The organism is Microcystis sp. M20BS1 (assembly GCF_020245305.1).
Lineage (GTDB): Bacteria > Cyanobacteriota > Cyanobacteriia > Cyanobacteriales > Microcystaceae > Microcystis > Microcystis ichthyoblabe_A.
Genome location: NZ_JADBUZ010000174.1, coordinates 1 through 14,310, shown reverse-complemented (window position 1 = coordinate 14,310; position 14,310 = coordinate 1). Strand labels below are relative to the sequence as shown.

12 protein-coding genes and 1 pseudogene are annotated in these 14,310 nt (G+C 43.2%); 11 read left to right on the top strand and 2 right to left on the bottom strand.

Translation table 11 applies throughout. From position 1 onward, the window contains the following. Positions 1 to 27: 27 nt before the first annotated feature. The 11 genes from IM507_RS16990 (at position 28) to IM507_RS16940 (ending at position 13,670) form a co-directional block, all read left to right on the top strand. Positions 28 to 951 (top strand): hypothetical protein, encoded by a 924-nt coding sequence (locus IM507_RS16990; RefSeq protein WP_002734779.1) that lies wholly within the window; start codon positions 28 to 30, stop codon positions 949 to 951. Positions 952 to 972: 21 nt separating this feature from the next. Further along, entirely contained in the window at positions 973 to 2,550 is a 1,578-nt protein-coding gene (locus tag IM507_RS16985) for a hypothetical protein (RefSeq protein WP_287637384.1), read from the top strand. 42 nt (positions 2,551 to 2,592) lie between these two features. Beyond that, the gene (locus IM507_RS16980; protein ID WP_242028777.1) at positions 2,593 to 3,951 is read left to right on the top strand and encodes a coiled-coil domain-containing protein; all 1,359 of its coding nucleotides are present in this window, start codon (positions 2,593 to 2,595) and stop codon (positions 3,949 to 3,951) included. Positions 3,952 to 3,992: 41 nt separating this feature from the next. Next, positions 3,993 to 4,751: a hypothetical protein gene (locus tag IM507_RS16975; protein ID WP_287637383.1), complete on the top strand. Its 759-nt coding sequence runs from the start codon at positions 3,993 to 3,995 to the stop codon at positions 4,749 to 4,751. Continuing rightward, complete coding sequence (locus IM507_RS16970; protein ID WP_190537972.1) at positions 4,744 to 5,607, top strand: hypothetical protein; 864 nt, start codon at positions 4,744 to 4,746, stop codon at positions 5,605 to 5,607. The genes IM507_RS16975 and IM507_RS16970 overlap by 8 nt, the downstream gene beginning before the upstream one ends. Positions 5,608 to 5,609: 2 nt before the next feature. After that, on the top strand, positions 5,610 to 6,503 hold the full coding sequence (locus tag IM507_RS16965; protein WP_190537974.1) for a hypothetical protein: 894 nt from the start codon (positions 5,610 to 5,612) through the stop codon (positions 6,501 to 6,503). 7 nt (positions 6,504 to 6,510) lie between these two features. Continuing rightward, entirely contained in the window at positions 6,511 to 9,021 is a 2,511-nt protein-coding gene (locus IM507_RS16960; RefSeq protein WP_190537976.1) for a peptidoglycan-binding protein, read from the top strand. An 88-nt stretch (positions 9,022 to 9,109) separates the two neighbouring features. Next, positions 9,110 to 10,609: a hypothetical protein gene (locus IM507_RS16955; RefSeq protein ID WP_287637382.1), complete on the top strand. Its 1,500-nt coding sequence runs from the start codon at positions 9,110 to 9,112 to the stop codon at positions 10,607 to 10,609. Between the two features lie 141 nt (positions 10,610 to 10,750). After that, positions 10,751 to 11,794, top strand: coding sequence for an MFS transporter (locus IM507_RS16950; protein WP_287637381.1), 1,044 nt, complete (start codon positions 10,751 to 10,753; stop codon positions 11,792 to 11,794). After that, entirely contained in the window at positions 11,727 to 13,112 is a 1,386-nt protein-coding gene (locus tag IM507_RS16945; RefSeq protein ID WP_287637380.1) for a vWA domain-containing protein, read from the top strand. Before IM507_RS16950 ends, IM507_RS16945 begins: the two co-directional genes overlap by 68 nt. Before the next feature lie 159 nt (positions 13,113 to 13,271). After that, positions 13,272 to 13,670: a YidH family protein gene (locus IM507_RS16940; RefSeq protein WP_069473834.1), complete on the top strand. Its 399-nt coding sequence runs from the start codon at positions 13,272 to 13,274 to the stop codon at positions 13,668 to 13,670. Between the two features lie 76 nt (positions 13,671 to 13,746). On the opposite strand, the gene IM507_RS16935 is transcribed toward IM507_RS16940, so the two are convergent. Together IM507_RS16935 and IM507_RS16930 are read right to left on the bottom strand one after the other, a co-directional pair. Then, entirely contained in the window at positions 13,747 to 13,986 is a 240-nt protein-coding gene (locus IM507_RS16935) for a hypothetical protein (RefSeq protein ID WP_069473833.1), read from the bottom strand. 203 nt (positions 13,987 to 14,189) lie between these two features. Beyond that, positions 14,190 to 14,310 (bottom strand): annotated as a pseudogene (locus IM507_RS16930) (IS5 family transposase); the annotation flags it as partial.

Here is a 14,310-nt window from a genome sequence, read left to right as displayed (position 1 = left end):
TAGCAAAAAGTCTAAGGGAGAACGATGATGTCTAATTGTCCAGTTTGTGATGCTATATATAACGAAGGGCAAGAGAGTTGTACGGTATGTAACTGGCCTCTGAATAATGACTCTCAAAAAATTATTATCTGGGCGAAAGGTATTTGGGAAGAGAGAAGTAGTATTAAAGATAAATATAACAAGCGCAAGACAAAAGATGAAGAGTCTTTAGTGGATGAAATCAAAAGGGATTTGATCGACCCTTTGCAAGCCGAGCTTATGGATTTGAAAAACTCCTTACAAGAAAAGTTACAAACCATACATTTAGAGCGAGATAGAACTCTAAAAGAACAACTAGAATCAATCAATAGTAATATTAAAAATATCGAGCAAAATCAAGAACAGTTAGCTACAAAAAATCAAGAAAACTTTTCTCGATCTCAAGAAGAAATTGAAAAAATTAGCAATAGAGTAGGAGATTTAGAAAACAATATTCGAGTGAACGAACGTGCCAATCGAAAAATGGTTTCTAACCAATCCTCATATCCTTCTGAAACAAGCGTTTCCTATCCAGAACTTTCGCCACAAACTCAGAACCCGATTAGCCTAGAAGAATCGAATCTAGCGAAAAGATATAACCGCGATCGAGATGCTTTTTCCCAACAGGCAATCAACGTCACCGCCACCGAAGAAAGCTTGACAAAACTAAGAATCGGTAGTTCCTCGCGGGTAATCTTCGAGAAAAATCGTCGCGGCAATTATTCGATCATCAAAGAAAACGGCACAGAATATTTAGTACCGAGTAACAACCTCAGACTGAACCAACACAACTACAAAGCGATCGAAGACTTTTTCGACTGTAAAAATCTTCAGCTAGAGGGTAACTTTGAACTTCTCAAACCCGCTAGAGTTTCCGCTTTACCCGGAGGGGAAACCTGGCAGTTAGAGGAACGCGGCATCCTACAATTCTGATATATAAAATCGGTGAATCCTATGAAAAAAATCAGCTATGCTAAATTGGCTCTATCCCTGCTCCTCGTTTCTACTGTCCTCGTCGGATGCGGGAAGGGGACTGATCCCCAAAAAGAGCAAACCTCTCAAACCTCCTCGGCAACCGTCGAGAAATCTCCTCAATTACAGAGCGATATCGATAAAGCTTTCGATGAGTTAAAAAAAGAACAGCAAAAGTTTCTCGATGCCCTCAAGGGAGCGATTACGATTACTGACAAGAAAAAGCTGGAAATTATTAAGAGCGATGCGGTTAGTACAAAGATAGAAAATTTACAGACAAAAATAAAAGAGTATCGCAAAAATCAGCTACCGAAGCTAAAAGAAGAAGAAAGAGCATCCATTGAGAAAATTTTGGGTGACATCGATAGCTCTTTAGAGGAAATCTCTCAAAAGGTAATCAATCCTTTTAAGACAGGATTGACAAGAGATGCAATTGAAAATGTTCAGAAACAATTAGATTTTTTTACAAGAAGAGATATCTCCCAAGATAATTATGGTAACTTTGGAGATACTACCGTCGGGGAAATTACAAAATTTCTCCAAGATAAACAGAAGTCACTAGAAGATAATATTAAACAATTAAAATCTCCCATCGATCCAGAAATACAAAAATTATCTAATCGAATAGCACAGTTAGAAAAAGAAAAAACCTCTTCTAATACCACTTTTCTCGTTGCTATATTAGCATTATTAGCGAGCGTAATTTCTTTGCTAAGATCCCGAAAAAAATCAAGTAAAATCTCCTCTTCCTCTACAAAACAATCATCACCCAATAGACAGGAGCCTACGAATAAGCACTTTCTTAGATTAATTCTTTCTAGATTCAATTTTTGGAGTAAAGAAACAAACCCTAAAGGAGATGGAGACGGGGAATCTCCAGAGAACTCGTCCGCTTCAGTTGCTTCTCAGAATTGGAGTCCAAATGAAACTCAATTTATTAGAGGTTACGATCAAGCTTATCAAGAGATTGATAAAAAATTCTCTACAAAGTTTAAAGATATCGAGCGAAAAATTACACAAGAAAACCGTATAATTAATGATAGAATTGCCGATTTAGAATTAGAAAAACACAATCGGAAAACCAAAGATACAAAAGTTCGGGAACAAAAAGAACCAACTGGCATAACCACTTTGAACCCTTCTGCACCACCCGCGAGCCAGACTTACCAGAGTACAGCACCTTCAGTATCTAGCTCTTCCCACTCCCTAGTAGGAGATAATTATTATCGAGATGCTCGTTCCTCATCCCCGATCGAAGTATCTCCTACAGAAGAAAGCCTAGCGAATCGTCGAATGGGAGGGAGCGAACCAATTGTACTAGAAAATAAGCGCCGGGGTTACTATGAGGTGTACCTCGACGGTAACTATCATTGTTTGGTACCTAGCCAGAATTTTAGAATCAACCAGAATAACTATAAAAGCGTTGAGGATCTATTCGAGTGCCAGAACTACGATCCGAATTATTCCGATAGCTATACCGTCATCCGTCCTGCGGTAGTCTATCCCCTAGCGGGTGGGCAAACTTGGCAGTTACAACAGCGAGGAGTTTTACGTTTTTAGTGCGCTAGAGTACGATGAGGAGTGATGAGAGAAGTTATCCAGATGACGAAACTAAATTTTGCGATCGCCGAAATCGTGGATATTTATAATTTCCTACCCAAAGTTCTGGCCCCGAAAGTGGTCAAAGTTGCGGTTCATCCTTCTCAATCTAATAGGGACAGGCCATCTCTAGCCGAACAGAAAAACGGGAACTATTGGATAGTCCTAGTCGAGGCTAATTACTGGCTACTGCCCCAAAGCGGCCTACGCATCAATCAATTTAATCTAGCCACCGTTAAATCTCTATTCGACTGTCAAGGATACGAACTTTCTGAACACGGGGATTTTGTATTACTAGAGGCCGCTCAGGTGTCGGGAATGCCAAACGGGACAGAGTGGAGACTAGAGAAAAAAGGAGTAATCAACTTTGATCCTAACTATCCCGCAGACGAATTGCGATCGCAACAAAAGCAAGCGCAACAGGAGATCGATCGTCTTCAGTCCGAGTTAGAGGAGAGCAAAAGGAGAAATCAACGATTAAACGCTCAACTAGCCGAATTAGCCTACGATACATTACAAAAGATCCGCGCTGATTTAGTCACCAGAGATGAGTTTATCGAACAAAGTCACAAGCTAAATACCTTAGAAGAATATCTAAACAATGCCTTTGATAACTTAGACGAAGCCTTTGATAACTTAGACGAAATTCAAGTTAAGTTAGAAGATTTAGAAACCAATATTCGAGCGAACGAACGTGCCAATCGAAAAATGGTTTCTAACCCATCATCTGGTTCTCAAGTTAATTCTCTAAGTTTGAGTACAAATGAAACTCAACTTTATGACAAAGCTTACGATCAAACTTATCAAGAGATTGATAAAAAATTCCCTGGAAAGTTTAAAGATGTCGAGCGAACAATTAGACAAGAAAACCGTATAATTAATGATAGAATTGCTGATTTAGAATTAGAAAAACACAATCTGAAAACCAAAGATACGAAAGTTCAGGAACAAAAAGAACCAACTGGTATAACTACTTTGAAACCTTCTGAACCACCTGCGAGCCAGACTTACCAGAGTACAGCACCTTCAGTATCTAGCTCTTCCCACTCCCCGATCGAAGTATCTCCTACAGAAGGAAGCCTAGCGAATCGCGAGATGGGAGGGACCGATCCAATTGTACTAAAAAATAAGCGCCGGGGTTACTATGAGGTGTACCTCAACGGTAACTATCATTGTTTGGTACCTAGCCAAAATTTTAAAATCAACCAGAATAACTATAAAAGTGTTGAACATTTATTCGAGTGCCAGAACTACGATCCGAATTATTCCGATAGCTATACCGTCATCCGTCCTGCGGTAGTCTATCCCCTAGCGGGTGGGCAAGCTTGGCAGTTACAACAGCGAGGAGTTTTACGGTTTTAGCTCATCTGACTATTTAGCAATCAACAACGAAAAATTTCCCCATGAACGTAATCATTATTGGTAATAAAAGTGTTGGTAAGACCAGTATGGTCATTACCCTATCGAAAGGAACCGAAAATGTTAAAGTGATCCCTTCTGGCCCTGGGGGTAAAATCGCTACACTGTCCAATGATAGTATTGAAAAACTAGCGGGAACTTCTCAAAAAGAAGAAGAACCTCTCCTGCTGAGAATTAACCTTCCTTCCGGTTCGGAAAGAGAGGTGAGAGTTCAGTGGATTGATACCCCTGGGGAAGCCTGGTCTAAACCCGCGTGGCAAGAAAGCAACCCAGAAAAATATCAAGATCTGGTACACACTCTCGGTCAAAGTCAAGCGGTTTTACTCCTGCTGCCTCCCTATCGATATCGAAGTCGAACTCAAGAAATAGAAGATACTCCCGAATTTGAGGAAATTCTCGACCCGGAGACCTGGAAAAAACAACTCAAGGAACGTCTCACCCTCTTGCGATCGCACTGTCCCAGCGTACAACATATTTTAATCTCTATCCATAAAGCCGATCTATTTCACAACCTAGAGGAGGAAAAAAACACTTGGCAATACGACACCAACGCTTCCTTTCTCTGGGGGAAACACGACGATCATATCCGAGAGACCTATTTTTCCCTAGCCGATGATATAATCCGCGAACATAACTCCCAACCTCCCTACCTCAATCCCAAATTTTTCGTCACCAGCATTCACCATCCCACTCTACTAGAATTACCCTGGGTCTATTTAGGAGCTTATTTCGCCAATGCCTAAAGCCTCTACAGAAATTCGCGTGATCGGGGCGAGAAGTTCGGGAAAAACCACCTATCTTGCCACCCTAGCCGTTCTTCCATCGGGTTTACTAAAAAAATATCCCAACTTAGAGGTGATTCCTCGCAATGATGAAGCCACGGCCCTACGGAAACGCGCGCTCGATACGCTCAAAAATCAAGGAAAGATAGCGGGAGATGCCTTCGATGCTGATCAACTTCATAACCTCAAGGACTATGACTTTCTCATCAAAATCCCGCCGGGGAAAAAGCGATCGAGCATCGAACTAGAACTCCTTGCCAAAGATTTCCCAGGGGAATTTTTTGAACATATTCCCATCCCTCATCAATGGAAAAAAATCACCCCTTGGGTTGATGACCTATTCACTACCGTAAGCTGGATGGTGATGATGACCGATTGGGAACCCGAACGCGACACATCGCTATATCTCCCGGCGTTTACCAAACTATGTGAGGAAATTCGCGAGCGGGAAATTCGCAACCCAGAAATTGAAAAACTCCGGATCGCCGTCGTCATGGCTAAATGTGAAAGGGGAGAACTCTGGCCCTGTCGTCTCGATCCCGACGAGGATTTATTCGAGGTACGATTGCCCGAAACCTATAAACATCTCACCAAAACTTTAACCCCCGATCGATTACAATTCTTTGCCTGTTCTGCATTCGGGGTTTTGGGAAGTCGCCGCGATCGAGATTTTGATCCCCGGCCAAACTGCTACTTACCCGACGACGGTTCCCCAGAAGAAAAAAACGCCTATTTACGAGAACCCGATCGCTGGTATCCCTACGGATTAATTCCTCCGCTATACTGGTTAGCGACAGGCATTCGACTCGAAGAATAATTATGTGGAGTCGTCAACAACCCCCAGAAACCACCGATTCTCAGCCTACCGAATTTCGGATCATCGGACCGAGGCGATCGGGTAAAACCACCTATCTATCTGCGTTGGCCTACTGGCCGAACGCGAAACCCGATAGTCCGATCGAGAAAGTTATTCCCCGCGACGACGATACGGCTAAACTAATCGCTATGGCAAAAGATATCCTAGAAAATAATGCCATGTTAATGGCTACCTATCTAGCCAGCAATCCGAGCGAAATTCCCACTTATAACCTCTCGATTCAAATGAAGCCCACTTGGCAAGGGGGACAAGCGATCGATATAATTTGTAAAGACTTTGCTGGGGAATTATTTGAAAAACTATCCCAAGGCAAAACTTCCCACATCGAAGAGTATCTAGAAGAATGTGCCTCTGCCCTAGGATTACTCATCCTACTCGATGGTACTTTCTTCACAGAAGATCAAAAGTACGCCCAGGGATTGGCCACCTTGAAACAACAATTAAAGTGGCGACTAGAAAAAAAAAATCAAAACCTCTCCCAGTATCGGATCGCCTTAGCCTTTACCAAAGCCGAACAATCTAAAATGCGAATCCACCGACAGGATATCCCCAGATTTATGAGGCTAAAATTTAATAAAACCTATCAATTACTAGAAAATTGGGGCAAAGAGTGGCCCTGTCCTGTTAAGTATTTTTTTTGTTCGGCATTTGGCATGAAGCCAGGTGCTTCTCCCGACTCTCCCCTCGCCAACGTTCAAGTTACTAGCCGCGAAGGTGGTGTGACTTCTGGAGTGATCGATAACCCAAAAGTGTGGAGACCCTTGGGATTAATGGCACCAATTTACTGGTTACACACGGGTACCGATCATCCCCAACTCAGAGACATAGAGGATTAGAAAAACTATGAGCGATTCCATTTTGATCAAGGAATTTTCTCGGAAATTGTTAGAACCGAAAAGACAGGGCGATCGGTGGGTTTCTAGCGGATTCGACAAAGAAATCGGTTTAAGAACCCATGAGAATCCTCCCACCCCCATTCAAAATGCAGTCCATAACCACTGGTTTCGGATTAATGATAGTTATCCGCCGGCAGAAGGAAAGATTGCCCTCATCGCACGAGAAATCGATAGATACGCAGTTTTAGCGGTAGCCTCTCCCCTAAAAGATGATAGCGATCGACCTCTGGTAGGCTATCGTTATTTCTGGCTAGAAAAGCCCCTAGATGGAGAAATAGATGCCGTGGGAACATTGTTAGAATGGTGGGTCGAGCGAAATTCCCCCCGTTTCGAGCTAAAGCTTTATTCAGAGATCAGACATATTCAGCAACAGAATCGTGGACAGGGATATTATTCAGCGATTCTTCACAGTCCTCATGATTTCGATAAAGTTCGTCAATTTGAGCAACTTGCTTTAGAAGTACAACAAACTCCTCATATTTTTACTCCTAGCAATAGCTTTATTCCTAGTTATTGGCATTTGCATTTTTTTTCTCGATATCTCAAACAAAAATATAATCGCCCGATCGCTTGGGCGTGGAAGGTCACTGTTTTAGAAAGTCCTAATCAATTTACCCTAATCGCTTGCACTACTCAAGAATACTGTCAGATCAATTCCGATGCCAACAAAATCCCAACCGCATTAACTCCCCATAAAACTGGGCAAGATATACTAGATACTTCCCCTGTACAGGTTCAATCAATTCAAAGTTTAAAAAGAGCATTAAAAGAACTCTCAGAAGGCAAAGAAATTGATCAAAACCTAAATATCTTAGTTCAAGAACTAGAAAAAACCGATAGCACTCGATGGGATTGGGCAACGCTGATCGATAGCACCTGGCTGGAGCAACGACAGCACACCCAACAAGAAAAGATTTATAAATCATTGATTCTACTATTAAATCCCAATTTACAGCATACTGACTTAACGATTACCGTCTCCGATTGGCTCAATAGCCTACAAGCGCCAGTATCTCCCGCACCTCAAAAATTGCTGGATTTCTCTCGCTTTCTTCCCTCAGCCTTATTGACTCATTTCCAGCCATCCGAATTACCCGTTACTCAAGAAGCGAAAGAAGCACTCGATCGACAGCATCAGTTGATACAATTGTATTCTAGAAATTCGGTCATATTAGACAAGAATAAAACAAGACTCCATCAACTCATCGCTCGGTTATTTCTCCTACTGCGATCGAACCTCTCCCCCAAATCAGAAGAAGTAATTCAATGGCTACTTATCGACTACTCCCCACTCTGGAAAGAATCTCTAGAAATCTACACCAACGATCTGTTTAGAAAGCTCGATCGAGCCTATCTCAAAAAAGAACAATTACCCCCTCAAGAAAGGGATAAGTTTATCGAGAAAATTCTCGAAGACTTAAAACAGCGTGAGCAAGGACAAACCACCGAAAATCCCTCGTCCTACGAGAGCATCGCAGGGATTCTAGAAAAGAATAAATCCTATCCGATCGCCGCTTTTTTCTATAAACTCGCTACGGGTAAAGTTCCCGATAAAATTTGGGAAAACTGCACGAACCTCCCCGAAATTATTCCCCTAGAAAGACCCCCCGCCATTCCTCCACAATCCTCCGAGAAAAGTCCCAATTCTCTCAAGAAAATCGCCCTAATTCTTTGGCAAAAATATCCTTGGCAATGTCTAGGGTTGAGTGTGGCAGTCGGGACGGTGTTGGGGGTGGGAGTCCTGTGGGGAGTTCAATCGATCGGACGGGTATTTTCTCCGAAGATTTCCGCAAATCAATCGGTCATTATTCCCTCCGATCCCGTTCGGGAACTATACTTATATTTTAATCTCCTAGAATCGGGCGATCGCCGACAAGATCTGCAAGCGAAAAATCTAGACAACCTAAAGAAGTTACGGGAAAAGATGCCCGATTTCAACGCTTCCCAGTGTAAAACCAGCACTCAACGCGAAGCATGGCTAAGAGAAAGATCAAGTATTATCAAAGATCCTTTATATCGCTTCCTTCAACAACTGACACCAGCAGTTCCAGTAGAATTAAATAAAACTTACACCGCTAACCAAGTGACAGCCAATCCTCCCCTCAACGCCCCAGAAATTGCCCTAGGGAAAAGTCTTCTCCACTCGCTACAATTGTATGAGGGGGAAATCACTCCGATTTGGGATCAGAAAGTATCGGATGCGATCGCTAAGTTCAAAACACAATACCAGATTCAGCCAGCAGGAGGGGATTTAGATAAAAACACTTGGTCGATTCTCGCTCCCATGATTCAAGATCGGCAGATAAAAACAGCGATCAATACCCTAGAAAGAATCCTAAAAGAGAGCGAAAATTACTCGATCGCTCTCCCTCGATACAAAGCCTTTCAGCAGTGCAAAACTCAGACAAATACCGCCTATTCTGCCTGCCTAGATCAAATATTCAAACCCGATAAATAGACGCTTAATGATGTGGAATCGATGCGAAATTTATCAATTCTCTCGAAAACTTCTAGAGCCAAAATGGTCTAAAAGACATGAGTGCTATGTGAGTACAGGATTTGATCGAGAAATCGGCGGAGAAAATCAGGAAGTACCCCCGGAAATTGCGAATGCCGTCCATAATCATGCCTGTCGAATTAATGATAGTTATCCTCCCCAAACTATCGCCCTAATCTCTAGAGAAATCGGCAAATATGCCCTATTAGCGGTGGCGACAGCCTTAAGAGATGACAGCGATCGCCCTCTAATCGGCTACCGCTATTTCTGGTTAGAAAAACCCTCGCAAGATGGCGAAATAGACGGAATCGGAACGCTGCTAGAATGGTGGATCACTCAAGGTTCTCCCACCTTTCAACTACAACCCTCCTCTTCATCTCCCAAAACACCCCCAAAAGCTTCTAGTTCTTGGCTAAATCGCCATGATTTTTTTAAAAAATATTCAACCGATTCGGTGAATATTTCTATCAAAAAAATAGAACAAGAAAAAAAATACTCTCGATCTCCATTATATTTAGACAATATAACTTTTGAGGATTGTCGAGAATTTCATGCTCTAGCCCTTTCTCTACAAGCAAACGATTCTAGTCCCCTAAATTGGGCTTTTCGAGTGTCTCAATTAGAGATTCCCGAACAATTCTCTCTGGTTTACACCCAGGATAGCGAGCGAGAACAATTAATTATTCGGTTCGATCGAGTTCCCGAATCCTTCTCGACGGTTTCCGAATATATATCCAGTGATATCCAAGTCAAACGATGTTTACTAAATCTAGCGAAAAATAAAGATCTAGAACGAAACTTACAAGCCCTCTCTAGTTATTTATATAGTCTTGACAGTGACCATTGGAACTGGGAAATTATTGTTGATAAAACTGCGCTTAAAAATCATAATATCACGGCGGCTAGATATCGAGCATTACTGGCTATTTTAAAACCATTTCCAGAAATCGCTAACTGGCTAGACTGGCTACGGAAACGAAGAAGAAATAAACAGTTTGGGCGTGCGGGCATCGAGATGCAACAACAAGCGCTCGACCAAAATCCCCACCTCGAACAGCGACTATACGCTCTCATCGATGATCTATTAATAACGGAGCAATACAAAAATAGCAAAATTCCCGATCTACCCAAGGAAAAACAATGGTTATTAATTCGCTCCAAAAGCTTCTGGTCAGATTATTTTTATGACTCCGCAAAATATTATACTGAATCACTACTCATACAAATCCACTATCCAGAATATTGTCAACTAGACAATCATTTTTTTAACAAAATTTTACAAAACTATCAACAAAAAAAATTACCCGATGCTACTAAAAAACGATACGAATTTCTCGCACGACTATTCGCCGAAGTGCGCGCCTATAGCCTAGCGGCTCTGTTTTATCAAGTAAGCCAAGGAGAAGTTCCCGCAGATATATACACCCAAGCCGAAATCCATCTCATCGATCTTCAAAAAAGCCACCGCTCATCTGGACTGATCGGCCTAGCTTGGGCGAACCTGACACAGGATCTTATGCTATTATTTAGAAATCTGAGGGGAGGCTAGGGCAACCCAACGATCAAACCGAAAATTCCCCAACTACGAACGCACTAGCAGCATTAGACTATGGCGGAAACCTTTCTAGTCAATACTAGGAATACTTTGTCTCTAAACGTTTAACTGGATCAGGAAGGGAGTATTGAAAAAATGAGACTTGTTTTTTATCTGTTGGGGGGCATTATTTCAGCGCTGATCGGCTGGAACTTGAGCTTAGTGATCTTAGACCTCTTTAAATTCGCATCGAAGACAATTACTGGAAGCACTTTCCCTTTTTACGTCGAGTTTATTCTCTTCCCGATCGTCACTATCTGTTTAAGTGTTACCCTTGTCCTAACGACCATTTATCTGAGTAATCCGATTCACTATAAAGCGAATCGAAGAATCCGCAATAGTTATCTCAAAATCGCCCTAAAAACTGGTTTAATCGCTGGAGCGATCGCCGCAGTGCTAACTGTGATTATTTACCAGGGAAAATTCCCCCCGGCAAGTGTTCGCATAGTGGGCTGGAGTTTAATCGGTTTAGGGGCCGGTGTAGCCGAGGGATTATCTTGGCGATCGCTGAGTACCGAGGGCGCGAAAAGTAACACCTTTGAGCGACCGATAAAATCTGCCCTTTTCGGATTACTTGCCGGTTTAATTGCCGCCCTAGCGATTGAATTTCTCCGAACAATAATCCCCCTTGGCGGTTATGAAGATCTGTTAGGATTCACCCTTTTCGGCGCTGGTTTAGGGATGGCGCTCGCCATTTCCACAACCCCCACCTATCAAGTCGCACTGAGAGCCGGTAGAGGATTCGGACGCACCCGAAAAGATAACCAATCGGGGAACTATCCCAAAATCAACGATCGCTCTTTAAGAATTGTCAATTTCGAGCAAACCCAAATTGAAGAAGGATTATCTATCCAACTTCCTCGCGATACTTCCCAATCTTTACAGATTGGTTCTGCGGAAGATTCCGATATATTTTTACCCGATGTACCCGCAATAGCCGCCAAGCTCAGTTTAGAGAGAAAACAATGGAGACTTAGCACCCCCGTCGAGAATAAAGTACAGATACAAAGAAGAATGTTATCGGAAAATGCCACGGAAACCTTATATCACAATCAAATGTTGACTTTCTACCATGAAAAAACAAATACCTGCTATTACCGATTTATTTTTTGCGATCGCTTTCTCGATCCAGACAACTAAAAAATCTGGTAAAAACCTTCTGCTTTTTCCCCTCTCGATTCTCGCATTCACTTTCTTCGATTCTGCTTCCGTCCGGGCGAACTCCGTCGAAATTCTCCGCGCCATTACCGACCACGATCGAGTGACTTTAAAAGTACAAGTTCGCGACCATCGTGACCTGCTCGTACCCGGATTACAAGCGAATAACTTTACCGTCCTCACCACGGCGGCTAATCAAACCGAATTTAAATATCGATTAACTCCCCCGAAAATTACTATAACCCCACCCGATCAAGTCAAACCCGATCCCGCCTATTTAGTGATTTTGCTAGATATGAGCGGCAGTATGAATAATCGGGATGAATCCCAACAAGTCAAACTCCAGGGAGCGATCAAGGGAATCCAAAAATTTATTACCACGATCGAAACTGAAAAGCTTCCCGTAGAAATTGCCCTAGTTCCCTTTGGGGAAGGTGGGGAAGGTTGCGCCCATAGCTATCCAGTCAATCAGGCAGTAATTCAAAAGTATCTAGAAGCCTATCCCTACAAAACAACCAAAACTCGACTTTCCCAGTTAGCCAATATTGATGTCTGCGCCTCCACCAATCTCTATCAACCCCTCGATGAAGCGGTCAATTTTCTGACCACTTCCGAACGTTTTCAGCAAAATTCTTGGGGTCTGCCTCCCCGTCTCGGCGTGATCCTATTTACCGATGGATTCGATGCCGATCCCGATCGAAACAAGGAAGAACAACGCTTTCAGTCCACTCTGGCTCTGCTGGCCCGTTCCCCTCACGTCACCGTCCACACGATGGGATACGGCGAATCCCTAACCCGACTCCGCGCCCGCGCCCAATGCGCCCAGGAGTTACGCGGCCGCCCTCTCACGGTGGATACTCTCCTTACCTACTGTCAGCTTCCTTGGGGAGAAGATATCCGCGAGTTTATCGTCGATCGATCTCGATTGACAGCGATTGCTAAAGAGACCGGCGGAATTGCCCGATTCCCGCGTTCAGCTGAAGAAGTGAGCCAAGGATTACGAGAGTTCCTGACCGCGCTTCGAGAATACGAGATCAGCTATCCACAACCAACCGCCGATCGGCTCACCATCCATCAAGCCAAAGTTATCGTCAATGCTCCAGGAAGAGGTATGTCCTCTCTCATCTCCGCACCGCTCGAATTCCAGATGCCGAATTATCTCTATCACTCTCTCTCGATTTGGGAACGTTTGGCGATTTTTCTCGGTACGCTAGTCGCAACGGTATTCGGTGTTCGCCGGTTCAATGCCTGGAGCCACCAACTCAAAGAAGAAAGCCGCCGAAATTTAGAGGGGTTTTAATGGTTTTTGGACAGGTGCAAGATCACCTATGGATGATAATCTGCTTAAGTCCCTTGAATTGGCTAAAGATAAGCGAAAAACTAAATGATAAAAACAATTTATTAAAACCATAAGAAAGAATACTTGATTTTATTGAAGTTCACTGCGAGGAACTCCTCTATGCTGTTTAAATCCCGAAAGACAAAGCAGAAATTTAACCCTGATTACTGGCGAGATCATTCGGCCAACGAACGTACCTATCTGTCTTGGATGCGTGCTTCCATCGCTTTGATGGGTTTTGGTCTAGTCATTTTGCGTTTACGGACAGCATCTTTGTCATCTCTAGGACTAGGTTGGTTGTTGGGTTTTGTCTTCGCTATGGTGGGATTATTAACCGTTGTCATCGCCACGCGCCGATATTTTCTCATCCGGCGGGCGATCGATAGTAATAGCTACGAACCCGCTCAAGTCTGGATTATTTGCTTTAGTATAGCGATCGCTTGTCTCGGGTCGGGAATTCTCTATTTTGTCGCCACCAGTCCCGATAGCGGTGGAGTGGAAAGCATCGGTTTCGATTAAAACCCCATCCTCGCAGGGAGCGGGATGGGGAAAAATTGCTCGATACAGGCTGTAAAATCCAGATAACTATTTAGAATTACCCATTTTCCGACCTTTCCCAAGAAGGGGCGAAAGGTGGACAAATCAAAGGACAGGCACGCCAATGACTGTGAACAGGGACTCCCAAGCGTTGACAATAGCCATTTCCTCTCCCCTGAAACTTATAAAACCGACAGTAACGACAGGTAGAGGAACAGGTGGCAACTTTCGGGAGAGGATTTCCCGTGGTTTCGATCGCTGTTAGTTTTGGGGATAGGGTGGAAATGGTGTCTAGCATGGAAGTCTCCAAGGCTAACGGGGTTCACTAGCGACTCTTACCGTACCTAGTCCCAAATTATGTCACAGTTGCTCATCCTCCCGGAGTATAACGATTGACACGCTCCTAAAAAATTGAGAAAATCCCTTGCTGCCAGACCCATTTCACCACAACACGCTTAGAACCCACATTCCGCACCCTAAGTAGATCTCTTGCAAAAGTAATCAAGATATATCCTTTTGTCGGTAACGAAGTTCGTAATTGTAGATACCAGCAATCAAATTCAATCTCAGACCAAATCGCCGTCTGCGATTTCTGTATCTTGATGAAAGTATCCGAAATATT

Coding starts and splice junctions, on each gene's coding strand:
- IM507_RS16990 (WP_002734779.1), top strand. CDS start 28: ATGTCTAATTGTCCAGTTTGTGATGCTATATATAACGAAGGGCAAGAG.
- IM507_RS16985 (WP_287637384.1), top strand. CDS start 973: ATGAAAAAAATCAGCTATGCTAAATTGGCTCTATCCCTGCTCCTCGTT.
- IM507_RS16980 (WP_242028777.1), top strand. CDS start 2,593: ATGACGAAACTAAATTTTGCGATCGCCGAAATCGTGGATATTTATAAT.
- IM507_RS16975 (WP_287637383.1), top strand. CDS start 3,993: ATGAACGTAATCATTATTGGTAATAAAAGTGTTGGTAAGACCAGTATG.
- IM507_RS16970 (WP_190537972.1), top strand. CDS start 4,744: ATGCCTAAAGCCTCTACAGAAATTCGCGTGATCGGGGCGAGAAGTTCG.
- IM507_RS16965 (WP_190537974.1), top strand. CDS start 5,610: ATGTGGAGTCGTCAACAACCCCCAGAAACCACCGATTCTCAGCCTACC.
- IM507_RS16960 (WP_190537976.1), top strand. CDS start 6,511: ATGAGCGATTCCATTTTGATCAAGGAATTTTCTCGGAAATTGTTAGAA.
- IM507_RS16950 (WP_287637381.1), top strand. CDS start 10,751: ATGAGACTTGTTTTTTATCTGTTGGGGGGCATTATTTCAGCGCTGATC.
- IM507_RS16945 (WP_287637380.1), top strand. CDS start 11,727: ATGAAAAAACAAATACCTGCTATTACCGATTTATTTTTTGCGATCGCT.
- IM507_RS16940 (WP_069473834.1), top strand. CDS start 13,272: ATGCTGTTTAAATCCCGAAAGACAAAGCAGAAATTTAACCCTGATTAC.
- IM507_RS16935 (WP_069473833.1), bottom strand. CDS start 13,986: ATGCTAGACACCATTTCCACCCTATCCCCAAAACTAACAGCGATCGAA.